Annotated in this window: 27 protein-coding genes and 2 pseudogenes; 20 read left to right on the forward strand and 9 right to left on the reverse strand. The window is 56.1% G+C overall.

Annotated elements, in window-relative coordinates; all coding sequences use genetic code 11:
• Nucleotides 1-37 precede the first annotated feature (37 nt).
• Nucleotides 38-319, forward strand: coding sequence for a hypothetical protein (locus BN1189_RS10385; RefSeq protein ID WP_040227893.1), 282 nt, complete (start codon nucleotides 38-40; stop codon nucleotides 317-319).
• Nucleotides 320-412: 93 nt separating this feature from the next.
• Nucleotides 413-1,072: a potassium channel family protein gene (locus BN1189_RS10390; RefSeq protein WP_040227895.1), complete on the forward strand. Its 660-nt coding sequence runs from the start codon at nucleotides 413-415 to the stop codon at nucleotides 1,070-1,072.
• 297 nt (nucleotides 1,073-1,369) lie between these two features.
• Here BN1189_RS10390 and rnjA read toward each other — a convergent pair whose 3' ends face one another.
• Complete coding sequence (rnjA, locus tag BN1189_RS10395) at nucleotides 1,370-3,040, reverse strand: ribonuclease J1 (protein ID WP_040227896.1); 1,671 nt, start codon at nucleotides 3,038-3,040, stop codon at nucleotides 1,370-1,372.
• Between the two features lie 5 nt (nucleotides 3,041-3,045).
• Nucleotides 3,046-3,255: a DNA-dependent RNA polymerase subunit epsilon gene (locus tag BN1189_RS10400; protein WP_040227897.1), complete on the reverse strand. Its 210-nt coding sequence runs from the start codon at nucleotides 3,253-3,255 to the stop codon at nucleotides 3,046-3,048.
• Nucleotides 3,256-3,516: 261 nt separating this feature from the next.
• Here BN1189_RS10400 and BN1189_RS10405 point away from each other — a divergent pair, with 261 nt between their 5' ends.
• Nucleotides 3,517-4,287, forward strand: coding sequence for a Cof-type HAD-IIB family hydrolase (locus BN1189_RS10405; RefSeq protein ID WP_040227898.1), 771 nt, complete (start codon nucleotides 3,517-3,519; stop codon nucleotides 4,285-4,287).
• A gap of 188 nt (nucleotides 4,288-4,475) precedes the next feature.
• Nucleotides 4,476-6,098 (forward strand): annotated as a pseudogene (locus BN1189_RS16555) (IS1182 family transposase); the annotation flags it as partial.
• Nucleotides 6,099-6,230: 132 nt separating this feature from the next.
• Here the strand turns inward: BN1189_RS16555 and def are convergent.
• Nucleotides 6,231-6,788, reverse strand: a complete 558-nt coding sequence (gene def / locus BN1189_RS16160; protein WP_040227988.1) for a peptide deformylase — start codon at nucleotides 6,786-6,788, stop codon at nucleotides 6,231-6,233.
• Nucleotides 6,789-6,937: 149 nt separating this feature from the next.
• On the opposite strand from def, the gene BN1189_RS10415 reads away from it, so the two are divergent.
• The 6 genes from BN1189_RS10415 (at nucleotide 6,938) to BN1189_RS10440 (ending at nucleotide 13,877) form a co-directional block, all read left to right on the forward strand.
• Nucleotides 6,938-7,582 (forward strand): YkyA family protein, encoded by a 645-nt coding sequence (locus tag BN1189_RS10415; protein ID WP_040227899.1) that lies wholly within the window; start codon nucleotides 6,938-6,940, stop codon nucleotides 7,580-7,582.
• Between the two features lie 306 nt (nucleotides 7,583-7,888).
• On the forward strand, nucleotides 7,889-9,004 hold the full coding sequence (pdhA, locus tag BN1189_RS10420) for a pyruvate dehydrogenase (acetyl-transferring) E1 component subunit alpha (protein ID WP_040227900.1): 1,116 nt from the start codon (nucleotides 7,889-7,891) through the stop codon (nucleotides 9,002-9,004).
• A 3-nt stretch (nucleotides 9,005-9,007) separates the two neighbouring features.
• On the forward strand, nucleotides 9,008-9,985 hold the full coding sequence (locus BN1189_RS10425; RefSeq protein ID WP_040227901.1) for an alpha-ketoacid dehydrogenase subunit beta: 978 nt from the start codon (nucleotides 9,008-9,010) through the stop codon (nucleotides 9,983-9,985).
• 30 nt (nucleotides 9,986-10,015) lie between these two features.
• Nucleotides 10,016-11,350 (forward strand): dihydrolipoamide acetyltransferase family protein, encoded by a 1,335-nt coding sequence (locus tag BN1189_RS10430; RefSeq protein ID WP_040227902.1) that lies wholly within the window; start codon nucleotides 10,016-10,018, stop codon nucleotides 11,348-11,350.
• 4 nt (nucleotides 11,351-11,354) lie between these two features.
• Nucleotides 11,355-12,764 carry a dihydrolipoyl dehydrogenase gene (gene lpdA, locus BN1189_RS10435; protein ID WP_040227903.1) on the forward strand — a complete coding sequence of 470 codons (1,410 nt, stop codon included), beginning with the start codon at nucleotides 11,355-11,357 and terminating at the stop codon, nucleotides 12,762-12,764.
• A 228-nt stretch (nucleotides 12,765-12,992) separates the two neighbouring features.
• On the forward strand, nucleotides 12,993-13,877 hold the full coding sequence (locus BN1189_RS10440; protein WP_040227904.1) for a polysaccharide deacetylase family protein: 885 nt from the start codon (nucleotides 12,993-12,995) through the stop codon (nucleotides 13,875-13,877).
• A 212-nt stretch (nucleotides 13,878-14,089) separates the two neighbouring features.
• Here the strand turns inward: BN1189_RS10440 and BN1189_RS10445 are convergent, their stop codons facing one another.
• Entirely contained in the window at nucleotides 14,090-15,562 is a 1,473-nt protein-coding gene (locus tag BN1189_RS10445) for an aminotransferase class I/II-fold pyridoxal phosphate-dependent enzyme (protein WP_040227905.1), read from the reverse strand.
• Nucleotides 15,563-15,693: 131 nt separating this feature from the next.
• On the opposite strand from BN1189_RS10445, the gene BN1189_RS10450 reads away from it, so the two are divergent.
• Together BN1189_RS10450 and BN1189_RS10455 are read left to right on the forward strand one after the other, a co-directional pair.
• A complete protein-coding gene (locus BN1189_RS10450; RefSeq protein ID WP_040227906.1) occupies nucleotides 15,694-16,662 on the forward strand; it encodes an NAD(P)H-dependent flavin oxidoreductase in 969 nt (322 codons plus the stop codon).
• A 13-nt stretch (nucleotides 16,663-16,675) separates the two neighbouring features.
• The gene (locus BN1189_RS10455; protein WP_040227907.1) at nucleotides 16,676-16,954 is read left to right on the forward strand and encodes a UPF0223 family protein; all 279 of its coding nucleotides are present in this window, start codon (nucleotides 16,676-16,678) and stop codon (nucleotides 16,952-16,954) included.
• Nucleotides 16,955-16,973: 19 nt separating this feature from the next.
• Here BN1189_RS10455 and BN1189_RS10460 read toward each other — a convergent pair whose 3' ends face one another.
• Nucleotides 16,974-17,303 (reverse strand): DUF1054 family protein, encoded by a 330-nt coding sequence (locus BN1189_RS10460; protein ID WP_052455812.1) that lies wholly within the window; start codon nucleotides 17,301-17,303, stop codon nucleotides 16,974-16,976.
• 5 nt (nucleotides 17,304-17,308) lie between these two features.
• Here BN1189_RS10460 and BN1189_RS10465 point away from each other — a divergent pair.
• Nucleotides 17,309-17,629, forward strand: a pseudogene (locus BN1189_RS10465) (nitronate monooxygenase); the annotation flags it as partial.
• 13 nt (nucleotides 17,630-17,642) lie between these two features.
• Entirely contained in the window at nucleotides 17,643-17,921 is a 279-nt protein-coding gene (locus BN1189_RS10470) for a UPF0223 family protein (RefSeq protein ID WP_040227907.1), read from the forward strand.
• Nucleotides 17,922-17,940: 19 nt separating this feature from the next.
• Here the strand turns inward: BN1189_RS10470 and BN1189_RS10475 are convergent, their stop codons facing one another.
• Nucleotides 17,941-18,570, reverse strand: a complete 630-nt coding sequence (locus BN1189_RS10475) for a YktB family protein (RefSeq protein WP_040227909.1) — start codon at nucleotides 18,568-18,570, stop codon at nucleotides 17,941-17,943.
• Nucleotides 18,571-18,717: 147 nt separating this feature from the next.
• On the opposite strand from BN1189_RS10475, the gene BN1189_RS10480 reads away from it, so the two are divergent.
• Together BN1189_RS10480 and BN1189_RS10485 are read left to right on the forward strand one after the other, a co-directional pair.
• The gene (locus BN1189_RS10480; RefSeq protein ID WP_040227910.1) at nucleotides 18,718-18,921 is read left to right on the forward strand and encodes a hypothetical protein; all 204 of its coding nucleotides are present in this window, start codon (nucleotides 18,718-18,720) and stop codon (nucleotides 18,919-18,921) included.
• A 114-nt stretch (nucleotides 18,922-19,035) separates the two neighbouring features.
• On the forward strand, nucleotides 19,036-19,836 hold the full coding sequence (locus tag BN1189_RS10485; protein ID WP_040227911.1) for an inositol monophosphatase family protein: 801 nt from the start codon (nucleotides 19,036-19,038) through the stop codon (nucleotides 19,834-19,836).
• 69 nt (nucleotides 19,837-19,905) lie between these two features.
• Here BN1189_RS10485 and BN1189_RS10490 read toward each other — a convergent pair whose 3' ends face one another.
• Entirely contained in the window at nucleotides 19,906-20,091 is a 186-nt protein-coding gene (locus BN1189_RS10490; protein ID WP_040227912.1) for a YlaF family protein, read from the reverse strand.
• A gap of 109 nt (nucleotides 20,092-20,200) precedes the next feature.
• Between BN1189_RS10490 and typA the strand changes: the two genes are divergently transcribed.
• Both typA and BN1189_RS10500 read left to right on the forward strand, forming a co-directional pair.
• Nucleotides 20,201-22,051, forward strand: coding sequence for a translational GTPase TypA (gene typA, locus BN1189_RS10495; protein ID WP_040227914.1), 1,851 nt, complete (start codon nucleotides 20,201-20,203; stop codon nucleotides 22,049-22,051).
• 51 nt (nucleotides 22,052-22,102) lie between these two features.
• Nucleotides 22,103-22,411, forward strand: coding sequence for a YlaH-like family protein (locus BN1189_RS10500; RefSeq protein ID WP_040227992.1), 309 nt, complete (start codon nucleotides 22,103-22,105; stop codon nucleotides 22,409-22,411).
• A gap of 272 nt (nucleotides 22,412-22,683) precedes the next feature.
• Here the strand turns inward: BN1189_RS10500 and BN1189_RS10505 are convergent, their stop codons facing one another.
• A complete protein-coding gene (locus tag BN1189_RS10505) occupies nucleotides 22,684-22,887 on the reverse strand; it encodes a YlaI family protein (protein WP_040227915.1) in 204 nt (67 codons plus the stop codon).
• A gap of 12 nt (nucleotides 22,888-22,899) precedes the next feature.
• On the reverse strand, nucleotides 22,900-23,421 hold the full coding sequence (locus BN1189_RS10510) for a hypothetical protein (protein ID WP_040227916.1): 522 nt from the start codon (nucleotides 23,419-23,421) through the stop codon (nucleotides 22,900-22,902).
• Between the two features lie 138 nt (nucleotides 23,422-23,559).
• On the opposite strand from BN1189_RS10510, the gene BN1189_RS10515 reads away from it, so the two are divergent.
• Nucleotides 23,560-23,844 carry a YlaN family protein gene (locus BN1189_RS10515; RefSeq protein WP_040227917.1) on the forward strand — a complete coding sequence of 95 codons (285 nt, stop codon included), beginning with the start codon at nucleotides 23,560-23,562 and terminating at the stop codon, nucleotides 23,842-23,844.
• A gap of 66 nt (nucleotides 23,845-23,910) precedes the next feature.
• Nucleotides 23,911-25,074 (forward strand): FtsW/RodA/SpoVE family cell cycle protein, encoded by a 1,164-nt coding sequence (locus BN1189_RS10520; RefSeq protein WP_040227918.1) that lies wholly within the window; start codon nucleotides 23,911-23,913, stop codon nucleotides 25,072-25,074.
• The last annotated feature ends 15 nt before the right edge of the window (nucleotides 25,075-25,089 follow it).

A 25,089-nucleotide genomic window follows, 5' to 3' on the forward strand; every position in this document is an offset into this window, starting at 1 on the left:
TGGATGTGGTACACTAATGGAAAAAGGAGGGGCGGCAATGGAACGAAAGATTAACTTCTTCCTTGAATCCGGCGGCAGGAAAGGCCGGAGCGGTGTATCCCCGGTTGTTGAAGGAATCTTCCTGATGACAAAGGACCGGATCATCCCTTACGAGGAGCTCGACGATTATTGCGAAGTATGCCTTGAACCTCTGTCTTATGACGCGACGTACGATGCCGCCTACTGCGCCGAATGCAATGAATGGCGCGAAGAGGCATGCAACGATCCATCTTGCCAATTTTGCTCGGCCCGTCCGAAGCGGCCCTCCAACCGGGACTGACCGATTCATTAGATTCATTCCCTAAAGAGCGGACAAGGTAAACACCGGTCCGGCTTTCGGGACTGCACTTCAGACAGGACGGGGGAACGACTCATGAAAAAAGAATTTGTTGTCATCGGCCTCGGCCGGTTCGGCGGCAGCATTGTCCGTGAATTGGTTCATCAAGGAGCGGACGTGCTTGCGATTGACCGGGACCATGAGCGGGTCGATGAATATGCGTCGATCGCCACACAGGCGGTGGCAGCGGACACGACTGACGAACAGGCACTCGTGTCGCTCGGCATCCGCAATTTCGAACATGTCATTGTCGCGATCGGCGAGCATATCCAGTCCAGCATCCTGACGACGCTGATCCTCAAGGAACTGGGCGTTGAAAAAATCACCGTGAAGGCGCAGAACGATTACCATGCGAAGGTGCTGCAGAAGATCGGCGCCGACCAGGTCGTTCATCCGGAGCGGGACATGGGCATCCGGATCGCCAATAATATGATGTCCAACAACATCCTTGATTATCTCGAATTGTCCGAAGAACATTCGATCATGGAGATTAAGGCCAATGAAATTTTGGCGGGACACACGATTCTGGATCTCGACATCCGGGCGAAATACGGCATCAACATCGTGGCAATCAAACGGGCGGAAGAAGTCGTCGTCTCCCCGATGGCCGATGAACATATCCAGCTCGGCGATATCCTGATCATCATCGGTTCCGATGCAGATATTCTCCGGTTTGAAAAGAAAGCCCTACACTGATGAAACAAGCCGAGCGCCCCGAGGGACGCTCGGCTTTTCTTTTGAAAGCAATGAACGGGGATTCCGCGGATGCAACGGGCGTTTTCGCGGATACATTTTCGAATGAGGGAAATTCATGGACGCATCCACTATTTCCGTGGACGCATTTTCGTCCGAGGGAAATTCATGGACGCATCCACTGTTTCCGTGGACGCATCCTCCGTTTTCATGGATGCATTTTCCCATCGCCTTCCCTGGACAACCCCGCCGCCATATAAAAAACCGCACCCCGGCAAAGGAGTGCGGTTTCGGACGTATTTAGACTTCCATGACGACCGGCAGGATCATCGGCCGGCGTTTCGTCTTGTCGTACAGATAAGGTCCGAGGATGTCGGTGATCTGGCTCTTGAGGCTTTCGGTGTCCGGTTCTTTTGAAGAAGAGACGGATTGCCGGAGCCGGCGGTTCAGGACCGATTGGGCCTCGTTGATCATCGCGCCGGATTCACGCATGTAGACGAAGCCCCGGGAGATGAGGTCCGGCCCGGCGACGATCTTGCCTTTCGACTTGTTGAGCGTGACGACGACGATAACGAGCCCGTCCTCGGACAGGACCCGGCGGTCGCGGAGGACGACGTTGCCGATGTCTCCGATTCCGCTGCCGTCGATGTACACGTCGCCCGACGGGACTCGTCCGGCGGGGCGGGCCTCGTCGGATCCGAGGGCGAGCACATCTCCGTTTTCCATGATGAAGACGTTCTCTTCAGGCACGTCGCACTGAACGGCGAGCGATTTGTGCATCTTCAGCATCCGGTATTCCCCGTGGATCGGCATGAAGAACTTCGGCTTGATGAGCCGGAGCATGAGTTTCTGTTCTTGCTGGGATCCGTGCCCGGATGTATGGATGTTGTTGAGCGATCCGTGGATGACCTCGGCGCCCGCCCGGAACAGGAGGTTGATCGTCCGGTTGACGCTCGCGATGTTGCCCGGAATCGGGGAAGATGAGAAGATGACAGTGTCGCCGGGCTGGATCTGGATCTGCCGGTGCGTTCCGTTGGCGATCCGGGAAAGGGCCGCCATCGGTTCGCCCTGGCTGCCGGTGCAGAGGATCATGACTTCATTTGCCGGGAGCCGGTTCAGCGTCTGGGTGTCGACGAACATTTCTTTCGGTGCATCGATGTATCCGAGTTCGCGGCCGATCGTGATTGCGTTGTCCATGCTGCGGCCGAACACGGCGATTTTCCGGCCGTGCGCAATCGCGGCCGTCACCGCCTGCTGGAGCCGGTAGATGTTCGAGGCGAACGTGGCAAAGATGATGCGCCCGTCCACTTTGCGGAAAATCTCGTCGATGCTTTCGCCGACTTTCTTCTCGGACATCGTGAAGTCCGGCACTTCGGCGTTCGTGCTGTCAGACAGGAGGCAGAGGACGCCTTCCTCGCCGATCTGGGCCATTTTCGCAAGGTTCGCGGGCTCTCCGACCGGTGTGAAGTCGAACTTGAAGTCACCTGTATGGACAATGTTGCCCGGAGGCGTTTTCACGACGATCCCGAAGGCGTCCGGAATGCTGTGGGTTGTCCGGAAGAAGCTCACGGACGTTTTGCGGAACTTGATGACATCGTCTTCCTGGATCTCGATGAGCTTTGTCCGCCGGAGCAGGCCGTGCTCCTCGAGCTTGTTGCGCAGGAGGCCGAGTGCCAGCTTGCCGCCGTACACCGGGATATTCACCTTTTTCAGGAGGTACGGGATCCCGCCGATGTGGTCTTCGTGGCCGTGCGTGATGAACAGGCCCTTCACTTTATCGACGTTCCGCTCGATATACGTATAATCAGGGATCACATAGTCGATGCCGAGAAGATCGTCTTCGGGAAACATGATGCCTGCATCGATCAGGATGATTTCATCCTGGAACTGCACCCCGTACGTGTTTTTGCCGATCTCGCCCAGTCCGCCGAGCGCGAAAACGGCTGTTTGGTCATTTTTTACGGACTTCATGCGGCTTACACCTTCTCCACGTGGAAGTGATCGGACTTCTTCTCGTACTCAAGATGCCCTTCCTCCAGCATTTGGATGTACTCGATGTTGATGTTGCGGTCTCTTAGGCCAACGCGCACCTGGCGCTCGGATTCCGCTTCGACATACATGGTTTTCGTGTTTTCGCGGACCGGCACTTCATGCATGTTTTCTTGATAATAAACTTTGTAGATCATAGTCTGCTCTCCTTTTCCACGTTCAAATACTTGCCATATCCTTTATAATAGCATGCAGACCCCCTGAAATAAAGAAAAGCCCCCGTATTGGACGGGGGCGAGTCATATCATGCAATGGACTTTTTGCCGAGGATGCCATTGAGCCGTTTCAACCATCTGCGCTTCAGGCGCTTAAGCATGGCAATCACTCCTTGTCCTTTATTATATGCTTGAATGAATGTTCTGTCAAGTCATTTCTTATATATATGGAGGCGTTCCCAGTTGGAAAAAATTTTGTTTTTTGATATCGACGGCACCTTGTACGATGATGAGAAAAAGCTTCCTGCCTCTGCCAGGAAAGCGATCGTCGCCGCGAAGGAAAAAGGGCATCTCATCGCGATTGCCACGGGACGGGCGCCGTTCATGGTGGGACCTGTCCTGGAAGAGCTTGATGTCGACACCTACATCTGCTTCAACGGCCAGTATGTCGTCCACCGGGGAGAAGTGATCCACCGCGGGACACACGACCCTGAATGGATCGGCAGGATCAAGGATTTCGCCACGGAAAAAGGACATCCGCTCGTCTACATGGATGCCCGTGAAATGGTCGCTTCCGACGAGGGCTACCCCCATATCTACGAAAGCCTCGGCACGCTGAAGCTGCCGTACCCTAGAGTGGAGGGTGATTTTTACAAAGACCATCCGATCAACCAGGTTCTTCTTTTCTGCACGGAGGAAGAGGAAGATGAGTACCGCAAGCGCTTCCCGGGTGTGAAATTCGTCCGTTGGCAGCGGGTCTGCTGCGACATCCTGCCGGGCGGCGCTTCAAAGGCCGCCGGCATGGAATGGATCCTCGAAAGGGAAGGCCTCACCATGGCCGACGCGATTGCGTTCGGTGACGGTCTAAACGACATTGAAATGCTGGAAGCGGCCGGTATCGGCGTCGCGATGGGCAACGGCCATGACGAGGCGAAGAAGCGCGCCGACTATGTCGCCGGGGATGTATCAGAAGACGGCATCGCGCGTATCCTCGACCAGCTTGGCCTGATTTAAAAAGGGGCTGTCCAGAAAGTCGATAAAAACGACTTTCTGTGACAGCCCCTTTCTGTTTTTTATCTCTCTCAAAAAAATAGAAAAAGACCGCTGCCTTTTGTAGAATGGAGTCACCACAACAACACACACAAAGGAGCGATCTTTTTATGTGCAATCCGAAGACTGCTACAACAGAGTATATCACAGAAATGGAGATCTTGGCAGAGGTGAACAAGCCTGAGGAAAAACGTCCAAAACGCCGGTTGGCGCCTGTCTTCAAGCCCTATGATAACCGCCAGTCCTTCGCCATCTTCGATGTCGAATCGCTGGTTCCCGATGACCATGTGGCACGTGTCATTGATGAAATGATCGAGACGATTCCGGATGATCAGCTCATTGCGCATTATTCCGGAGGCGGCCGCAGTTCTTACCACCCGAAGATGATGCTTAAGATCATTCTTTACGCCTACTCCCAAAAGGAATATTCCTGCCGGCGCATTGAAAAGCTGACAAGGGAAAGCATTCCTGCTATGTGGCTGGCCGCCGGCCAGCTTCCCGACTACCGGACCATCAATGAGTTCCGCGGGGTCCGAATGCCCAAGATGATCGATGATTTATTCGAAGCGATGGTGATGGAATTGCATCATCGCGGCTTCATTGACTTTGAAAATTACTTCCTCGATGGGACGAAAATCGAGGCGGATGCCAATAAATATTCCTTTGTATTCAAGAAAGCGGTGTTGGGATACGAGGAAAAGCTGAAAAAGAAAATCAGCGAGACCCTGCAGGAGATCCATGAGATTGCAGAGGCAGAGGGATTCGAAATGGGAAGTCTGCCTGAAGGTGATCCTTCGGTGGAGGAACTGATGGAGACCGTCTCCCGTTTGGAAGGACAGGAAGAGATCCTGACGGACAAAAGTGAGAAAGAGACAGATACAGCGGTCCGCAAGGGAATCCGTAGAAAACGCTCGATGATCCGCAGGAAGCTCAAGTTGGTCCGGGATGACTTCATTCCGAGGAAAGAGAAATATGCTGCCCAGCTTGAGGTTTGCGGAGAAGACCGGAATAGCTACTCGAAGACAGACCCGGATGCCACATTCATGCGGATGAAAGAAGATCATATGAAAAACGGGCAGCTCAAGCCCGGATACAATATCCAGATGGCCACCGAAAACCAATTTGTTCTCTTCTATTCTGTTCACCAGCGGCCCACAGACACCCGGTGTCTGATCCCACACATGGAAGCCTACCGGGAAACTGCGCTGCCGATGCCAAAGCGCATTGTCGCGGATGCGGGATATGGAAGTGAGGAGAATTACCTGTATCTTCTCGGAGAGGAAGACGGAGAAGCGGTTGCCGATTTTCTAATCCCGTATAACACCTACTTGAAAGAACAATCGCGCAGTTATAAGAAAAACGCATACAACGCCAAGAACTGGGCGTATCACGAAGAGGATGATCTGTTCGTCTGTCCGAACGGACGGAAAGTCCGCTTCAAGAAATACATGAAAAAGAAAAATGCGTCTGGCTTCGTCCAGGATTTCAAAATCTATGAGTGCGAGGATTGCAGTGACTGCCCGTTGAAAGCACTGTGCACCAAGGCAAAAGGGAACCGGCAGGTTCACTGGAATCCGATTTATGAGGAATTGAAGGCCAAGGCAAGAAAAGCCCTTGATGATGAAACCCTAAAACAGATCTACGCCCTTCGGAAAATCGAAGTGGAGACAGTTTTTGGGAATCTCAAGGGCAATTTGGCGTTCCGTCGATTCCATCTTCGAGGGCTGGATAAGGTTCACTTGGAGTTTGGAATCCTGGCACTCGCCCACAATTTCCTGAAAGTGGCGGGCATCCTGCGGATGCCTTCTGCCAAACATATTCAAAATAAAAGGAAGGAGGCGAAAAACGATTTGTTTTTCGCCTCCTTCATCATTTTAGGGACTTATCGGACAGCCCCTTTCGCTATTTTACTGTTCCCCGAGAGGCTCGGCGTCCGGGTAATCGCGGAACGGCTCGTCCGGATCGATGTGATCATAGAACATGATTCCGTTCAGGTGATCGAGCTCATGCTGGAATGCGATGGCGGACAGGCCTTTCAGCCGCCGCTTGATCGGTTCTCCTTCCGGCGTGAAACCCTTGATCGTCACTTTTGCGTAGCGGGGCACGAATCCCGGCACTTCGCGGTCGACCGACAGGCAGCCCTCGCCACCCGGAAGATAAGCCTTGGCGGCGGAGTGGCTGGCGATTTTCGGGTTGACGATCACGAAACTGACCGGTTCGGTCCCCTCGTCGACGATATGGAGGGCAAACATCCTTTTGGGGACATCGATCTGGTTTGCCGCAAGCCCGATTCCGGGCCGGAGGCCGTATTTCTCGGCGAGTTCAGGATCTTGGCTGTTTTGTAGAAACTCTAACATCTGGCGGGCTGTTTCTTTTTCTTTGTCGGTCAGGGGGAAGCTCAATTCTTCTGCTTTTTTGCGGAGTGTCGGGTGACCTTCCCTGATGATCTGATCCATCGTAATCATTGCATTGACTTCCTTTCGTACAATTGGCGTTAACCCAAGTATATACACGGACATGCCGGGCATGAAATAAAAATGCATACATTTCATTGAAAACAGCCCGAACTACTAATATAGTAAAAGCAGGATATTGAACGAGAGGAGGAAGGAAAATGAAGAAAAAAATTGCCGGAACCGCTCTTGCCGCAGCCCTGCTCCTTTCTGCCTGTTCGTTCGGAGCATCGGCCGGGGACAAGCTCGCAGATGCAGTCGGATCCATCCAGGAACAGGAAAAGCCGTTCCATGAGGCTCAGGAAGAGATGGCCGGGCTGGAGAAAAAAGAATTTGATTTATTTAACTCGATGATGGAACTGACGAAAGATGATGCCGACAAACTCTCCGAAATGGCCGGAGAAGCAGAGTCGTCCGCCGATGAGCGGCTGGACCTGCTTGATAAAGGCGACAAATCGATCGAAGAGGCCGAAAAGAAGATGTCGGACCTGGACTCGGCCGAAAGCGATGACGAACAGATCAAGAAAGCCGTCGGTCAGCTGAAGGAAGCGATGGAGGCCCGGTATGCCGCGCGTGAAGATTACTCGGCCCTGTACAAGGAGACGGCCGACCTGCAGAAAAAGCTGTATGGCATGCTGACTCAGGAGGACGCCGACTTCAAGGAAATCCAGGACCAGGCAGACGCCGTCAATGCAAAAAATGCGGAAGTCCGCACCGCGCTCGCCCATTTCAACGAAGCGACTGAACAAGTGAATGAAGCGAAGACGAAAGCCTTCGACCTCATCGATTCGAAGGAAGAAGAATGAACAAGGAACGAACGGGGGACGCTGAATGCGTCCTTTTTTCTTTGCATGAAAAAGGGCCGGAAATTTGTCCGGTTTCCCCGCTGCACAGTCGGGGAAAGGGATAAGTATGATTGCATTTTTAAGGATGATACAAAGTTTGTTAATGTATTAATACAGTTAAGCGAAAAGAGATAGGTGTACTAATACTAAAAGCGCTTTCAAATCCTTGGATTGACCGGTCTTTTCCGTTCTTGTATAATTCACAGGAGAAAAGTTGTACTATAGGCAAGAGGGGTTCCGATAATACAGAAGAGGAGAGTTGCAAATATGGCTGCCAATAAGTCAAACCGATTTGACCCGGAACAGACGCTCCGGGAGATCGAAGAGAAATTTGAAATGTTCCAGATTTTGAACGAGGAAGGGGAAATCGTCAACAAGGAGATGGACCCGGGACTGTCAGACGAGGAACTGACCGAGCTGATGACCCGCATGGTCTGGACCCGGATCCTCGACCAGCGCTCAATCTCGCTCAACCGCCAGGGCCGCCTCGGCTTCTACGCACCGACCGCCGGACAGGAAGCTTCTCAGCTGGCGTCGCATTTTGCGCTCGAGAAAGAGGATTTCATCCTTCCGGGTTACCGGGACGTTCCGCAGATCATCTTCCACGGCCTTCCGCTCGACCTGGCTTTCCTTTGGTCCCGCGGACACTTCCAGGGAAGCGATATTCCGGACGGCGTCAATATTTTCATGCCGCAGATCATTATCGGTGCCCAGTACGTCCAGGCGGCGGGCGTTGCACTTGGCAAGCAGAAGCGCGGCGAAAAGTCGGTTGTCGTCACGTACACGGGCGACGGCGGAACGTCGCAGGGTGACTTCTACGAAGGGATCAACTTCGCAGGGGCTTTCAATGCGCCGGCGATCTTCTTCGTCCAGAATAACCAGTACGCGATCTCCACTCCGCGGGAACTCCAGACTGCTGCGAAGACGCTCGCCCAGAAAGGCGTGGCGGCCGGCATTCCGAGCATTCTCGTCGACGGCATGGATGCACTCGCCGTTTATGAAGTGACGAAACAAGCCCGCGAACGCGCGATGAACGGCGGAGGTCCGACACTTATCGAGACGATGACTTACCGTTATGGTCCGCACACGATGGCAGGCGACGATCCGACCCGCTACCGTACGTCCGAAACCGATTCCGAATGGGAAAAGCGCGATCCGCTCATCCGATTCCGCAAGTATCTCGAAGGCAAAGGTCTCTGGGATGAGGAGAAGGAAAACGAAGTGATCGAACGCGCCAAAGATGAAATCAAAGCAGCGATCAAACAGGCGGATGCCGCTCCGAAACAGAAAGTGAGCGACTTCCTCAAGATCATGTACAAAGGCGAAATGCCTCAAAACGTAAAAGAACAGCTCGACATTTATACAGAGAAGGAGTCGAAGTGACCGATGGCACAATTGACGATGATCCAGGCCATTACGGATGCCCTCCGTACTGAGCTTAAAAACGATGAAAATGTTCTCGTCTTTGGTGAGGACGTCGGCGTCAACGGCGGTGTATTCCGTGCAACGGAAGGCCTCCAGAAAGAATTCGGAGAAGACCGCGTATTCGATACGCCACTGGCGGAATCCGGAATCGGCGGCCTCGCGATCGGCCTGGCCCTGGAAGGGTTCCGGCCAGTGCCGGAAATCCAATTCTTCGGCTTCGTCTTTGAAGTGATGGACTCCATCAGCGGCCAGCTCGCACGGATGAGCTTCCGGACTGCCGGCCATTTCCATGCGCCGGTGACGATCCGTTCGCCGTTCGGCGGCGGCGTTGCAACGCCGGAAATGCACGCGGACAGCCTGGAAGGGCTCATGGCCCAGCAGCCGGGGCTGAAAGTGGTCATTCCGTCCGGTCCGTATGACGCGAAGGGGCTGCTCATCTCGGCGATCCGTGATGAGGATCCGGTCATCTACCTGGAGCACATGAAACTGTACCGATCCTTCCGGGAAGAAGTTCCGGAAGAAGAATACTCGATCCCGCTCGGCAAGGCAGCGGTTAAACGGGAAGGTTCCGACCTGACCATCATCGCCTACGGGGCGATGGTCCGTGAAAGCCTGAAAGCTGCGGAGGCCCTTGAGAAGGAAGGCCACTCGGTTGAAGTGGTCGATCTTCGGACCGTCCAGCCGCTGGACGTCGAAACGATCATCAGTTCCGTTGAGAAGACGAACCGGGCGATCGTCGTGCAGGAAGCCCAGCGCCAGGCGGGCATCGCGGCGAACGTCGTTGCAGAAATCACCGAGCGCGCGATCCTGAGCCTTGAGGCACCGGTACTCCGCGTCACCGCTCCGGATACGGTCTATCCGTATGCGCAGGGAGAGAACACATGGCTCCCGGATGCGAACGATATCGCTGAAACTGCAAAACAAGTACTTGAATTTTGATCATCATAAATGAAAGGAAGGGTGAGAGGCGTGGCTTATGAATTTCGGTTGCCGGACATCGGCGAAGGGATCCACGAAGGGGAAATCGTGAAATGGTTTGTCGGCAAAGGCGACACCATCGAGGAAGACGATACCCTCTGTGAGATCCAAAACGACAAGGCTGTTGTCGAAATTCCGTCCCCGGTCGGCGGAACAGTCGAGGAAGTGCTCGTCCAGGAAGGGGAAGTCGCGGTTGTCGGCGACGTCATCATCCGCATCGATTCTCCTGACCATGAAAGCGATGAAAGCGAAGGCGGGACGGCAGAGACGGAATCCCAGGTCCAATCGACGATGGAATCCGGACAGGAAGTGGACAAAGCCGAGTCTCCGAAAGGGGAAAAAGAAGAAGGCGTCCCATCGGCACCCGCACAGTCTGCCGGTGAAGAGAAAGACGGCCGCCGCGTCATCGCGATGCCGTCCGTTCGGAAGTATGCGCGCGAACAAGACGTCAATATCCGGGAAGTCCAGGGCAGCGGCAAAAACGGCCGCGTTCTGAAAGCGGACATCGACCAGTTCCTGAGCGGCGGAACCGGAAAGGAAGAACAGGCGCCTGCAGCGGAAGAGGCCGTGCAGCAGGAAGCTGCACAGCAGCCGGCTGCGGCACAGGCCATTCCGGAAGGCGAGTTCCCGGAAACCCGGGAGAAGATCTCGCCGATCCGGAAGGCGATCGCAAAAGCGATGGTCAACTCCAAACACACGGCACCTCACGTCACGCACCTCGACGAAGTGGACGTGACCGAGCTCGTCGCGCACCGCCGCAAGTTCAAAGAAATTGCCGCGGAGCAGGACATCAAGCTGACTTATCTCCCGTACGTCGTCAAGGCGCTCGTTTCCACGCTTCGTGAATATCCGCAGCTGAACGTGTCGTTCGACGACAGCACGGAAGAGGTTGTCCACAAGCATTACTTCAACATCGGGATCGCAGCGGACACGGAACGGGGACTCCTCGTTCCGGTCATCAAGCATGCGGACCGCAAGTCGGTCTTCGCCATTTCGGATGAAATCAACAAGCTCGCCGAGAAAGCACGTGACGGCAAGCTCGCCCCGAACGAAATGAAGGGCGGATCGATCTCGATCTCAAACCTCGGTTCAGCCAGCGGCCAGTGGTTCACGCCGGTCATCAACCATCCGGAAGTCGCCATCCTCGGAATCGGTCGGATCGCGGAGAAACCTGTCGTCAAAAATGGTGAAATTACGGCCGCTCCTATGTTAGCATTGTCATTGAGCTATGATCACCGGATGATCGACGGCGTCACGGCCCAGCAGGCGCTGAACCATATCAAGAAGCTGCTCGCAAATCCGGAACTTTTACTAATGGAGGCGTAAAACAATGGTAGTAGGTGATTTTCCAATTGAAACGGACACACTCGTCATCGGTTCGGGCCCAGGAGGGTATGTAGCGGCAATCCGTGCTGCACAGACCGGGCAGAAAGTGACGATCGTGGAACGCGGAAGCCTCGGCGGCGTTTGTCTGAACGTCGGCTGCATCCCGTCGAAAGCCCTCATTTCCGTCGGCCATCGCTATGTGGATGCGAAAGGCTCCGACGCCATGGGCATCACGACTTCCGACGCGAAAATCGACTTCTCCAAAGCCCAGGAATTCAAGAACGGCGTCGTCAAGAAACTGACGGGCGGCGTCGAAGGCCTCCTGAAAGGCAACAAGGTGGAAATCGTAAAGGGCGAAGCATACTTCGTCGACGAGCACACAGTACGGGTGATGGACGAAAAATCCGCCCAGACTTATAAATTCAACAACGTCATCCTGGCGACCGGCTCCCGTCCGGTTGAGATCCCATCGTTCAAGTTCTCGAAGCGGATCATCGACTCGACCGGCGCGCTGTCGCTGGAAGAAGTGCCGGGCAAGCTCGTCGTCATCGGCGGCGGCTACATCGGCACGGAGCTCGGTTCCGCGTATGCGAACCTCGGCTCCGAAGTGACAATCCTCGAAGGCGCGAAAGACATCCTCGCGGGCTTTGAAAAACAGATGACCCAAATCGTCAAAAAAGGCCTCAAGAAAAAAGGCGTTGAAATTGTCACGGGCGCCATGGCCAAAGGCGCTGAAGAAACCGAGAACGGCGTAACGGTCACATACGAAGCCGGCGGCGAAGAGAAGAAAGTCGAAGCCGACTACGTGCTCGTCACGGTCGGCCGCCGTCCGAACACCGATGAGATGGGACTTGAAGAAGCCGGCGTGAAGTTCGGAGAACGGGGACTGATCGAAGTCGACCGCCAAGGCCGGACAAGCGTGTCCAGCATCTTCGCAATCGGCGACATCGTGCCGGGCCCTCAGCTTGCACACAAAGCTTCGTATGAAGGCAAGGTCGCAGCCGAAGCGATCGCCGGAGAAAAATCCGAAGTGGACTACATGGCGATTCCTGCCGTTTGCTTCACGGATCCGGAACTCGCAACAGTCGGCCTGAACGAACAGCAGGCGAAAGACGAAGGCTACGAAGTGACGGCGGGCAAATTCCCGTTCGGCGCAAACGGCCGCGCACTTGCGCTTGATGCGACCGACGGCTTCGTGAAGCTCGTTGCGCGCAAGGAAGACGGACTGCTCCTCGGTGCGCAGATCGTCGGCACCGGCGCATCCGATATGATCGCAGAGCTCGGCCTCGCCATCGAAGCCGGCATGACGGTGGAAGACGTCGCCATGACGATCCATGCCCACCCGACACTCGGCGAAATTTCCATGGAAGCGGCAGAAGTCGTCCTCGGCTCGCCGATCCACATCCTGAAGTAATCGTTGAACACTCGGAAGAGCTGTCCCGAAGGCCGACCCGGCCGGCGGGGCAGCTCTTTTTAATGTGTGTAAAAACCGAAGATCGAAGAAGCGTTGCTGAATCAGCGTGAAGCGTTGCCGAAAGATGTTGAGCCGCCATGATTCCTTCAGCCGGCGGATTGGCCGGAGTCCATTGCGAAGGCGGGAGTGTGCGTGATAGACTGGAAATTCGAAGGGAGAGTGGACAACATGAGAAAGATGAAGTGGCTGATGTACATAGCACTCGCCGCTCTGCTCCTGCTCGGGGCGTGCGGCGACGGCAGCAAGGACAACAGTTCTGCCGACGCAGGCGAAGGAGAAACAGTCACCGCCGGCGGACAGGCGGACGACTCGGCAGAAGGCGAAGGGGAAGATCCGGAAGGGGAAGACGGCAGCGGAGCCGAAGCTGATCAAGAATCAGGCGAAGAAGAGGCGGACGCGGAAGAGGAACCGTCCGAGCCGCTCTATGAGCTGAACGAAGCGACATGGGCGTTCCAGCCGATCGGCGATGCGGATCCGCAGGCCGCGCTCCTCACATTCGACGACGCGCCTGACAAGCATGCGCTGGATATTGCGAAGACATTGAAAGAAAAAGACGCACCCGCGATCTTCTTTGTGAACGGGCACTTCTTGAACACGGACGAAAAGAAAGCCTTGCTGAAGGAAATCCACGACATGGGCTTCCCGATCGGCAACCACACGATGACGCACGCCAACCTGAAGAATCTTTCCGAAGATGAACAGCGAGAAGAAATCCTCGGTGTCAATGAACTCGTCGAGGAAGCGATCGGCGAGAAGCCCCGGTTCTTCCGGGCCCCGTTCGGCTCGAACACCGACTTCAGCCGGCAGCTCGCAGCCGATGAAGGCATGCTCATCATGAACTGGACATACGGCTACGACTGGGAGAAGGACTACATGGACGCGACAGCGCTCGCGGACATCATGGTGAACACCGAGCTCCTGAACAACGGGGCGAACCTGCTCATGCATGACCGGGAGTGGACTTCCGAAGCACTCCCGCAGATCATCGACGGCCTGCGAGGAAAAGGCTACGAGCTGATCGACCCGGCGACGATCAAGCTCCCGGAGAATTGACGCTCCAACCTCCCGAGGGGGTGGTTTCGGGCGAATGTTAAGCAAACCGGCGCGAATGTTAAGCAAACGCCCCCGAATGTTAAGCAAACCGGCGCGAATGTTAAGCAAACGTCCCCGAATGTTAAGCAACCTGACCGCATCGGCCTCACCGGACAGGCCGGACGACAAAAAGCAGTTCCGCACAATCGCGGAACTGCTTTTTCGGCATGGGTTCAGGAAAGGATCGGCTTCTGCTCGCGGATGACGAGAAGCGAGCCGATCGTGTCGTCTTCGGGTCCCTGGACGGGAAGGCCGGCTTCCATGTTCATCCGGATGTAGTCGATGTTGTCACGGGTGACGATCTCCCCCGGGATGACGATCGGGATTCCCGGCGGGTAGACCATGATGAACTCCGCGGAAATGCGGCCTTCCGACTCTTCAAACGGGACGGTCTCGGTCCGGGCGTAAAATGCGTCGCGCGGCGACAGGGCGAGGGACGGGATCTCCGGCAGCGTGACGAACGGCGGATATTCGGAGCCGTCTGGCGCGAATGTATCGGCGAGGCGCTTCAGTGCGTTGACGAGCAGGCTGGCTTCGCGGGACGTATCGCCGATCGTCAGGATGCAGAGGATGTTGTACAGGTCCGACAGTTCCACTTCGATGTTGGCCTGCTCGCGGAGCCACACTTCCGCCTGGCTTCCCGTGATCGACAGGTCTTTCACGCTGATGAGAAGCTTCGTCGGATCGACGTCATATGATGCGGAGCTGCTCATCAGCTCCTTGCCCGGGCACCAGAGACCGGGGATCTTATTGATCCGCTTCCGTGTGTCGCGGGCAAGACGGATCGTTTCGTCCAGCAGTTCCCGGCCGTTCACGGCAAGCTGGCGGCGTGCACAGTCGATCGACGCAAGGATCGGATAAGACGTCGACGTCGTCGTCAGCATCGAGAAAATCGACTGGACCCGCTTCCTGCTGACGAGCCCTTCGCGGAGGTTCAGGACAGAGCCCTGCGTCATCGCTCCGCCGAGTTTATGAACGGACGTCGCGGCGAGATCCGCTCCCGCTTCCATCGCCGACACGGGCAGCCGGTCGTGGAAATGGATATGAACGCCGTGCGCTTCGTCGACGAGGACCGGAATTCCGTATGAATGGGTGATCTCGACGATGCGTTCAAGATCCGCACAAACGCCGTAATAGGTCGGATTGATGACGAGCAGGCCCTTGGCATCGGGGTGGGCCGCCAGCGCCGTCTCGACGGCCTCCGCCGAGATGCCGTGGGAGATGCCGAGCTCGGGGTCGACTTCGGGATGAATGAAGACCGGGATGGCCCCGGCAAACACGATGGCCGACATGATCGATTTATGGACGTTCCGCGGGACGATGATCTTGTCGCCGGGTTCGCAGACGCTCAGGATCATCGTCATGATCGCACCGCTCGTCCCCTGCACGGAAAAGAACGTATAATCGGCGCCGAATGCTTCGGCCGCAAGCATCTGCGCTTCGTGGATCGCGCCTTTCGGAGAGTGCAGGTCATCGAGCGGCGAGATGTTGATCAAATCGACGGACAAGATATTCTCTCCTGCGAATTCCCGGAATTCGGGATCCATTCCGCGTCCTTTCTTGTGGCCGGGTATATGAAACTGGACCGGATTGCGGTCCCGGTGTTTAAGCAATGCATCAAATAGCGGGGTTTCCTTCTGGGACAATCGTTTGCCTCCTCATCTTGCATAATTCAAGGGGAATTATAGCACCGCAGAAACACAATGTCACCGGAAAATCCCGGTCCGGTTCAACTTATCCGCGGTCTGCGTTATCATGGACGAAAGGGGGAATGACGATGGAGTGGAACACAAGGCTGACAGAGCTTCTGGGCGTCCGCTATCCGATCATCCAGGGGGGCCTTGCCTATCTGGCCTACGCGGACCTCGCGGCGGCTGTATCGAATGCAGGCGGGCTCGGACAGATCACGGCGATGAGCCTGCCGGGGCCCGATGAGCTCCGGGAAGAGATCCGGAAAGTGAGGGCCATGACCGATCAGCCGTTCGGCGTCAATTATGCGATCGGCCAGCACGGACGGCCGTTCGAGCACATGCTTGATGTGGCGGTGGAGGAGAACGTTCCCGTCGTCACGATGACCGGCGGGAATCCGGCGCCCATCCTCGAGCGCCTGAGCGGAACGGGGATCAAGAAACTCGTCCTTGTCGCCGCGGTGCGACAGGCCCAGAAGGCCGAGAGCCTCGGCGCGGACGCCGTCATGGTCGTCGGACAGGAAGGGGGCGGCCATCTCGGAAGGGACGATGTCGGCACGATGGTGCTCGTTCCGCGGGTGGTGGACAGCGTCACCATTCCGGTGGTGGCGTCCGGCGGCATCGGCGACGGGCGCGGCTGGATGGCGGCCATGGCGCTCGGCGCGGAGGGAATCGAAATGGGGACCCGGTTCATCGCAACGAAGGAATGCGTCCATGCATCCGAAATCTACAAGGATGCGCTGATCGCCGCGCATGAGACCGGAACGGCCGTCATCAAGAGGGGGCTCGGCACGCCGGCACGCGCCCTCTCGAACAGCTGGACGGACAAAATCCTGGATATCGAAGAACAGACGCCGACCTACGAAGCCTTGAAGGATTATATCAGCGGTGAAGCGAACCGCCGCTACATCCATGAAGGCGACGGGGAGGCGGGATACGGATGGGCCGGGCAAGTGGCCGGGCTGATCGGCGACGTCCCGTCCGTCCGCGAACTGATCGACAGGATGGCCGGGGAGGCCGGGGCGATCCGGTCCCGCTGGTGCGGCGGAGCGAACTGAGGAGGGGAACCGGATGGAGTATTCATATCCGCTCCAGCTTGACTGGACGACGGAAGAGATCATCGACGCAGTGAAGTTTTTCGAGGCAATCGAGAAAGCATATGAAAAAGGAATCCGGCGGGATGAGCTGCAGGCGGCTTACCGGCGCTTCAAGGAGATTGAACCGTCGAAATCCGGGGAGAAGAAAATCTTCGGTGAGTTCGAAGAGGCGAGCGGCTACGCGGCCTGGCCGGTCATCCGCCAGCTGAAGGATGCGCCGGATGACCGGATCATAAAAGGAGCGGGGGCCTAAGCCTCCGCTCCTTGCTTTTTCATCCGCGGCCGGTGACAGTCCGGTAAAACGGAAGGAGCCGGTCGAATGTTTCTTCGGCCGCCGCCAGAAATTCCTCTTCCGACATCCGGACCGCTTCTTCCCGCGGGATATGCCGGCCGACGAGGAATTCGGCTTTCTTGACCGTCTTGAGCCGCTCGAGCAGCCGGATCGTTTCATCGCCGCCGTCCCCGTGCACGGGTGAAGCCTCCGGTGACATATGGTCTCCGGAAACGATGAAGCTGCCGGGCAGCTCGTCGAACAGGTCCGAAGCCCCGATCAGCCGGTCTGCCATCTCTTCTTTCCCGGGCAGCTCATAGACGAGCGCCATGATGNGCGCTGATCGCCGCGCATGAGACCGGAACGGCCGTCATCAAGAGGGGGCTCGGCACGCCGGCACGCGCCCTCTCGAACAGCTGGACGGACAAAATCCTGGATATCGAAGAACAGACGCCGACCTACGAAGCCTTGAAGGATTATATCAGCGGTGAAGCGAACCGCCGCTACATCCATGAAGGCGACGGGGAGGCGGGATACGGATGGGCCGGGCAAGTGGCCGGGCTGATCGGCGACGTCCCGTCCGTCCGCGAACTGATCGACAGGATGGCCGGGGAGGCCGGGGCGATCCGGTCCCGCTGGTGCGGCGGAGCGAACTGAGGAGGGGAACCGGATGGAGTATTCATATCCGCTCCAGCTTGACTGGACGACGGAAGAGATCATCGACGCAGTGAAGTTTTTCGAGGCAATCGAGAAAGCATATGAAAAAGGAATCCGGCGGGATGAGCTGCAGGCGGCTTACCGGCGCTTCAAGGAGATTGAACCGTCGAAATCCGGGGAGAAGAAAATCTTCGGTGAGTTCGAAGAGGCGAGCGGCTACGCGGCCTGGCCGGTCATCCGCCAGCTGAAGGATGCGCCGGATGACCGGATCATAAAAGGAGCGGGGGCCTAAGCCTCCGCTCCTTGCTTTTTCATCCGCGGCCGGTGACAGTCCGGTAAAACGGAAGGAGCCGGTCGAATGTTTCTTCGGCCGCCGCCAGAAATTCCTCTTCCGACATCCGGACCGCTTCTTCCCGCGGGATATGCCGGCCGACGAGGAATTCGGCTTTCTTGACCGTCTTGAGCCGCTCGAGCAGCCGGATCGTTTCATCGCCGCCGTCCCCGTGCACGGGTGAAGCCTCCGGTGACATATGGTCTCCGGAAACGATGAAGCTGCCGGGCAGCTCGTCGAACAGGTCCGAAGCCCCGATCAGCCGGTCTGCCATCTCTTCTTTCCCGGGCAGCTCATAGACGAGCGCCATGATGACAAATACTTTGGAGCCGAACAGCCCGATCTGAAAATGCGGCAGCGATTTGTAGCCGCGCTTGCTCGTCGAAAACGCGACCCACGTATCTTTCGGCGGGTTCACTTTCCGTCTGGCATGCTTGGCGACATGCGGATGGAATTCTTCGCCGAGCACCGCGGAAAAGTAGTGGGCGTAGTGCCCGCCGAGCATTTCGAGCTTCGGCCGGACCCTCTCGATCAGTGCTTCCATCCTCGGTTCCAGGCCGTCGATGCTGAATACGTCAAAGTCTTTTTCTTCCCATTTCATCCCGGTCATAGGATCGCTCCTTTCCATTCATACGTTTATTGTAGCAAAAAAGGGGGAACAATCTTTCCAACAGGGCATCTCACCAGCCGGACCTGAAAACGCACGGCATACACAAGGCGAGATGGCTAAAAAATTCCGCGAAAGGGTGTACCCATCATGAAACAAGTCATCCATGTGATCCGGAAAGCAGACGTTGAAAAGCAGTATGTGAATATGCTCAACCTCGAACTCGACTACGAACTTGCCACGCTGCACGATGCCATCAGCCAATCGGATGAAAAACAGCAGGAGAAAAGCAAACAGCGACTGAAGGAGATTCATGCTGAACTGGAGAAATACGATGCATTTGCAGTTATTTGAAGCAGCCAGGAAACGGGGGGATCCGGGTTCATCCGAGGGTTTGAATGGATGAAGCGGGTCCCCTTTCGGTATAATTGAGAGAAGTGCTTGCCTTGCTGGCATGCCGGAAGGGGGATGCCATTGGACTGGGGAATGATCGACCGCTATGCCAAGTCATTGATCAAAGAAGCGGGACACCGGATCCGCCTGTCGTTCGCACGCGAGATCCATATCGACACGAAAGCGGATGCGAATGATCTGGTGACCGATATTGACCGGGAGATCGAGCAGTTCTTCATCAGCAGGATCCGGAGGGACTTTCCGGACCACCGGATTCTCGGGGAGGAAGGGTTCGGGGATCAGGTGGAGTCCTCTGAAGGGGTAATCTGGATTCTCGATCCGATCGACGGGACGATGAACTTCGTCCACCAGAAACGGAACTTCGCGATTTCTCTCGGAATCTATGCGGACGGGGCCGGAATGCTCGGCTATATCTATGATGTGATGGCGGATGATTTTTATCACGCCTTCCGGGACGGCGGCGCCTACCGGAATGACGAGCGCCTTCCGCAGCTCGAACCGACGCCGCTGAATGAAGCGATCATCGGTGTCAATGCAAGCTGGGTATGCCCGAACCGCTATGTCGACCATGAGCGGATCGCCCGGCTCGTCAATGAGTGCCGGGGGACCCGTTCTTACGGTTCAGCCGCCATCGAGCTCGCCCATGTGGCGGCCGGGCGCCTGGATGCATACATGTCAATGCGGCTCGCCCCGTGGGACATCGCGGGCGGGTCTGTCATCGTCGGTGAAGTGGGGGCCGTGACTACCGACCTCCGCGGGATGGAGAACGATATGATCACGAAAGGGACGTTCATCGCGGCCCGGCCCGGCCTTCATGAAACGATCCTGAAGGATTACATCGATCTGAAGATCTGAAGAATCCGATCAACAAAAAAGAGCGGCCGCCTTTTGAAGGCCCGCTCTTTCTAAATATCCGCCGTTCTTTTATAAATAGCCTTTGTCGCGCATGGCCTTCTTGGTCTTGAAACCGAAGCCCATCACGGCGCACAGGAGCACGATGGCCCCGATGATCCCGAGGATGCTCTTTGCACCGATCGCAAACCCGATGAGCACCATCGAAGCGAGTGCAGCGAGGGCATAAAGGACGAATATCCATTTGATGTTTTTCATGGCCAACCCTCCGGAAAACGGCCTTCGCCGTATTTAAAAGATGACAAACGGCCATCATGTGTTATAATAACACAGTTATAAATCCGGCAACAGAAAAGTGAGTGAAAACATGACAGAGCTTCGTCAAGATATACGCAACATCGCCATCATCGCACACGTTGACCACGGCAAAACCACTTTGGTCGACCAGCTTCTGAAACAATCCGGGATTTTCCGGTCCAATGAACACGTGGATGAGCGTGCGATGGATTCCAATGACATTGAACGCGAACGGGGGATCACCATCCTCGCCAAAAATACAGCCGTCCAGTACCACGACACGAAAATCAACATCCTCGATACTCCGGGACACGCCGATTTCGGCGGTGAAGTCGAACGGATCCTGAGAATGGTGGACGGTGTCCTTCTCGTCGTCGACTCCTATGAAGGCTGCATGCCGCAGACCCGGTTCGTCCTGAAAAAGGCGCTCGAGCAGAACCTGAAGCCGATCGTCGTCGTGAACAAAATCGACAAGGACGCCGCGCGTCCCGCAGAAGTCGTCGATGAAGTGCTCGAACTCTTCATCGAACTGGATGCCAATGACGAACAGCTTGAATTCCCGATCATCTACACTTCCGGGATCAACGGAACGGCGAGCCTTTCACCGGACCCTGCCGACCAGGAAGAGAACATGCAAGTGCTCTTCGAGTCGATCATCGAAAACATCCCGGCTCCTGAAGACACCCGCAATGAGCCGCTCCAATTCCAGGTTTCGCTTCTCGACTATAACGACTATGTCGGACGGATCGGCATCGGCCGTGTGTTCCGCGGCATGATGCATGTCGGCCAGCAGGTCGTCCTGCTGAAAAACGACGGGACCCAGAAGAATTTCCGCATCACGAAGATGCACGGATTCATGGGTCTGAAGCGAGTCGAAATCGAAGAAGCCTACGCCGGTGACCTCGTCGCCATTTCCGGCTTTGAAGACATCGACGTCGGCGAAACCGTCTGCCCGGTCGATCATCCGGAGGCGCTCCCTGCGCTTCACGTCGATGAACCGACACTGCAGATGACATTCCTCGTCAACAACAGCCCGTTCGCCGGGCGCGAGGGCAAGTGGGTAACCGCCCGCAAAATCGAGGAGCGCCTGAACCACCAGCTGCAGACCGACGTCTCGCTGCGGGTCGATCCGACAGATTCTCCGGACGCGTGGATCGTGTCCGGACGGGGAGAACTCCACCTGTCCATCCTCATCGAGAACATGCGCCGGGAAGGCTTTGAGCTCCAGGTGTCCAAGCCTGAGGTCATCGTCCGCGAAATCGACGGTGTCCGCTGCGAACCGATCGAGCGCGTCCAGATTGACACGCCGGAGCAATACACCGGCTCCGTCATCGAATCGATCGGTGAACGGAAAGGCGAAATGCTCGATATGGTCAACAACGGCAACGGCCAGGTCCGGCTCGTCTTCAACGTCCCGGCACGCGGCCTCATCGGCTATACGACCGAGTTCATGACGATGACTCACGGCTACGGGATCCTGAACCATACTTTCGACTCCTACCAGCCGATGTCGAAGGGCCGTGTCGGCGGCCGCCGGCAGGGCGTCCTCGTCTCGATGGATAACGGCACGGCCACCACTTATGGTATAATGCAGGTGGAAGAGCGCGGGACCATCTTCGTCGAGGCGGGCACGGAAGTGTATGCCGGCATGATCGTCGGCGAACACAGCCGGGAGAACGACCTGACCGTCAACGTCACGAAAATGAAGCAACAGACGAACGTCCGATCCGCAACGAAGGACCAGACGGCAACGATGAAGAAACCGCGCATCCTGTCACTTGAGGAAGCACTGGAATATCTCAACGACGACGAATATTGCGAAGTCACGCCGGAATCGATCCGCCTGCGCAAAAAGCTTCTCGACAAGAACGAGCGGGAGCGGAGCGCCAAGAAAAAGAAAATGGCCGAATCCGAGGCGTAATCGCATCCGAAAGGAAGATCCGTCTTGCAAGATGCGCAAGTCTTCGAAAGGATGTCGCCGATCGCCCGCTATATTTATGAGGCGATGCCATCCACCGAATCTGCAGGCTATGTCCTGTTTCTGGCCGTATTTGCCCTTTCCGCCCTCGTATACTATCTGGGGTTTGCAAAGAAGCTGAAGCTTTGGCAGAACGCGGTGATTTATATCTCGCTGTTCCTTGGATGCCTTGTCCTCACCTTCCTTGCATTCTTCCTGCCGATGGTGGAAGGCCTTATAGTCGCGGCGCTCATCCTCATCATCTACAAAGCACGCAGGATGTTCGACCGCAAGCATGAAGAAAAAGATTCCACGCCCGTTTGAGGCGGTGGAATCTTTTTTCGTTTCGGCCAAGGCTGTTTCGCAACGCACCGGCCTGTTAAACAGGTGTACCGGGTTCATTCAGGTTCATTCCAAATTGAAATGCTCCATGAGACAGCAAAAAGCAAGGACGCCGGAGGCCTTCCTGCGGAAAAGCCGTCCGGCGGGATGCCGCACGGCCGGCCCGCGGAAAGCGGCCAGAGTCCTTGCTTTTGCTTTTTTCTAGTGGGAGCTGACTTTTGGACAGTTCCTTTCAAAAGAAACCGGATGACGAGTCAGAAACGCTCCTCGGCACTGGCGGACGTCCGCCGGAAGCAGAACTTGCCGGTGGCGATCCGTTCTGCTGTTCTCGAGGAAATGCGGTCATGGCATTCCGGGCACATGTATGTGTGGATCGGACGGTTCCGGAGACGCTTGGCCTCCGGTGCATCATCGGAAATTTCGCCTTCACGGTCACAGAGAACACATTTTACGAGCATCGGAACTCCTCCTCACACGATTGTGATGGACCGGATGCCCTTGATCGGGTCGTCGGCATTGGAGCCGTCCTGGAACAAAAGCCAGGCCGGGCCGTCCTCAGTAAGGGGCTTGCCGGTTTCACTGAACTTGAAGATCATCCGGTATGCGTCTTCGATCGGGAACCGGTGCTCTTCGCCTGCGGCCGTTCCGAATACAACCTCGCGTGCATCTTCCTTGATGCCCGCGTTTTTCAGAAACGGCTCAAGGACGATGCCGAAGGTGCCGTTCAGCAGCTCGGTCTTTTTGAATTTGCGCTCGGTCTTGAGGGTCGGCGGATAAGTCGCCCCCTCCATGATTTCACGTGACCAGTGCTTGGATGTCGCCTTGACGTAATCGCCGAGTTCATCCTTCTCCTCCTGCACTTCGGTAAAGTAAGTGTTCAGGTCAATTTTCCGGTCATCAAAGATCCAGGTGCCGGGATCGAGGGTGATCGTATAGTCAACATTGCCTTTAATCGGGATGATCAATGGAATTCCTCCTCCAAATTGTCGCATGTCCAGTATACAGGGAATAGAGCCCGGACAAAAGGGGATTGACCGGCAAACTTGGTTGACCGCTTGCATTTTGTCTCCGTAAAAGATACACTTTAGAAGATATACGATGGAAGAAAACCTGCTGATGGGGGCGGTTTCATGGATACTAATGTGCAACCGGCGGCGTATCATGAAAAGGCATTGGAACTTCTTCAGGCGGATGCGGAAAAGATCGCCCAGCTGATCAAAGTCCAGATGGACCACTTGACGATGCCGCAATGCCCTCTGTATGAAGAAGTGCTGGATACACAGATGTTCGGACTATCCCGGGAGATCGAGTTTGCGACGAAGCTCGGATTGATCGACCGCGACAAAGGCCGTGAGATCCTGGCTTCTCTTGAACGGGAACTGTCGGTCCTGCATGAGGCATATACGAAGAAATAACGCAGAAAACTCAAACACGAACAGCGGTTTGAGTTTTTTGTTTAATGGAAAGATTGGAGTATTCCGATGCGCAAATACCTGAAACGATATATACGTAACTTCGACTTCCCGCTCTTTTTCGCCTGGCTTGTGCTTTGCCTGTTTGGCCTCGTCATGATCTACAGCGCCAGCATGGTCTGGGCGGTTAACCGGTACGGATGGGCAGAGGATCACTTTTATGACAAGCAACTGAAAAACCTGGCTGTCGCCCTTCCGGCGCTGATCGTCGGGGCGTTCATCCCGTACCGGCATTACAAGCGTACCGGCTTCATGGTGGTTTCCCTAGCGGTCACCGGCATTCTGCTGGCGGTCGTGCACTTCGTCGGTTTTGGCGACGACGTCGGGGCGAGAAGCTGGATCAAGCTCGGACCGATCAACGTCCAGCCTTCTGAAGTCGCCAAGATTACATTCATTCTTTATTTCGCCGGCGTGTTTGCGAAAAAGCTCCAGAAAAACACGATTGATGATTTCAACAACTCGGTCATGCCGCCTGTGACGCTGCTCACACTGGCCCTGTTCTCCATCCTGACGGAGACCGATCTCGGCGCAACGATCATCCTGGCCATCATCGGCGTGTCGGTCATGGCGGCCAGCGGCATGCGGCCGAAGACGTTCTTCAAATTCACGGGCCTGGTCTCCGCATTCCTGGCGGTCCTCGTCGGCGGCATGCTGCTGTTCGGGAAACAGGTGCTCACGGAAGGCCGGCTCGGCCGGATTACGACTTTTCTGGATCCGTTTGCGGATCCGCTCGATAAAGGTTTCCAGATCATCAACGGCTACCTCGCCATCGGGGCCGGCGGGGTGAAGGGACTCGGGCTCGGGGAGTCGATCCAGAAGATGGGTTACCTTCCCGAGCCTCAGACGGACTTCATCATGGCCATCATTTCAGAAGAACTCGGAACGCTCGGAGTGGTCATCGTGCTCGGAGGACTGGGCTTCATCGTGCTGCGGGCATTCGCGGTCGCGTTGCGTGCGAAAGACCCCCAGGCGCGCATGATCGCGGCAGGCGTCGGGACCCTCATCGGTTTCCAGACGTTCGTCAACCTCGGCGGCATGACCGGCCTCATGCCCCTGACCGGAGTGCCGCTCCCGTTCATAAGTTATGGCGGAACTTCGCTAATCCTGCTATCCTTTGCTATAGGGATACTCTTGAATGTATCCATGTTCGTCAAAACCGAACCGAAACAGTAGCGAAGGAGATGGGGA

This window comes from Bhargavaea cecembensis, assembly GCF_000826125.2.
GTDB lineage: Bacteria > Bacillota > Bacilli > Bacillales_A > Planococcaceae > Bhargavaea > Bhargavaea cecembensis_B.

Excerpts from the sequence above, each read along its gene's own strand:
- typA (WP_040227914.1), top strand. The coding sequence starts at position 20,201 with ATGACAGAGCTTCGTCAAGATATACGCAACATCGCCATCATCGCACAC.
- BN1189_RS10475 (WP_040227909.1), bottom strand. The coding sequence starts at position 18,570 with ATGACCGGGATGAAATGGGAAGAAAAAGACTTTGACGTATTCAGCATC.
- BN1189_RS10520 (WP_040227918.1), top strand. The coding sequence starts at position 23,911 with ATGCGCAAATACCTGAAACGATATATACGTAACTTCGACTTCCCGCTC.
- BN1189_RS10485 (WP_040227911.1), top strand. The coding sequence starts at position 19,036 with ATGCCATTGGACTGGGGAATGATCGACCGCTATGCCAAGTCATTGATC.
- BN1189_RS10515 (WP_040227917.1), top strand. The coding sequence starts at position 23,560 with ATGGATACTAATGTGCAACCGGCGGCGTATCATGAAAAGGCATTGGAA.
- def (WP_040227988.1), bottom strand. The coding sequence starts at position 6,788 with ATGATTACGATGGATCAGATCATCAGGGAAGGTCACCCGACACTCCGC.
- BN1189_RS10460 (WP_052455812.1), bottom strand. The coding sequence starts at position 17,303 with ATGGCGCTCGTCTATGAGCTGCCCGGGAAAGAAGAGATGGCAGACCGG.
- BN1189_RS10500 (WP_040227992.1), top strand. The coding sequence starts at position 22,103 with ATGTCGCCGATCGCCCGCTATATTTATGAGGCGATGCCATCCACCGAA.
- pdhA (WP_040227900.1), top strand. The coding sequence starts at position 7,889 with ATGGCTGCCAATAAGTCAAACCGATTTGACCCGGAACAGACGCTCCGG.
- BN1189_RS10390 (WP_040227895.1), top strand. The coding sequence starts at position 413 with ATGAAAAAAGAATTTGTTGTCATCGGCCTCGGCCGGTTCGGCGGCAGC.
- BN1189_RS10490 (WP_040227912.1), bottom strand. The coding sequence starts at position 20,091 with ATGAAAAACATCAAATGGATATTCGTCCTTTATGCCCTCGCTGCACTC.
- BN1189_RS10425 (WP_040227901.1), top strand. The coding sequence starts at position 9,008 with ATGGCACAATTGACGATGATCCAGGCCATTACGGATGCCCTCCGTACT.
- BN1189_RS10385 (WP_040227893.1), top strand. The coding sequence starts at position 38 with ATGGAACGAAAGATTAACTTCTTCCTTGAATCCGGCGGCAGGAAAGGC.
- BN1189_RS10505 (WP_040227915.1), bottom strand. The coding sequence starts at position 22,887 with ATGCTCGTAAAATGTGTTCTCTGTGACCGTGAAGGCGAAATTTCCGAT.
- BN1189_RS10450 (WP_040227906.1), top strand. The coding sequence starts at position 15,694 with ATGGAGTGGAACACAAGGCTGACAGAGCTTCTGGGCGTCCGCTATCCG.
- BN1189_RS10480 (WP_040227910.1), top strand. The coding sequence starts at position 18,718 with ATGAAACAAGTCATCCATGTGATCCGGAAAGCAGACGTTGAAAAGCAG.
- lpdA (WP_040227903.1), top strand. The coding sequence starts at position 11,355 with ATGGTAGTAGGTGATTTTCCAATTGAAACGGACACACTCGTCATCGGT.
- BN1189_RS10455 (WP_040227907.1), top strand. The coding sequence starts at position 16,676 with ATGGAGTATTCATATCCGCTCCAGCTTGACTGGACGACGGAAGAGATC.
- rnjA (WP_040227896.1), bottom strand. The coding sequence starts at position 3,040 with ATGAAGTCCGTAAAAAATGACCAAACAGCCGTTTTCGCGCTCGGCGGA.
- BN1189_RS10400 (WP_040227897.1), bottom strand. The coding sequence starts at position 3,255 with ATGATCTACAAAGTTTATTATCAAGAAAACATGCATGAAGTGCCGGTC.
- BN1189_RS10440 (WP_040227904.1), top strand. The coding sequence starts at position 12,993 with ATGAGAAAGATGAAGTGGCTGATGTACATAGCACTCGCCGCTCTGCTC.
- BN1189_RS10470 (WP_040227907.1), top strand. The coding sequence starts at position 17,643 with ATGGAGTATTCATATCCGCTCCAGCTTGACTGGACGACGGAAGAGATC.
- BN1189_RS10415 (WP_040227899.1), top strand. The coding sequence starts at position 6,938 with ATGAAGAAAAAAATTGCCGGAACCGCTCTTGCCGCAGCCCTGCTCCTT.
- BN1189_RS10510 (WP_040227916.1), bottom strand. The coding sequence starts at position 23,421 with ATGCGACAATTTGGAGGAGGAATTCCATTGATCATCCCGATTAAAGGC.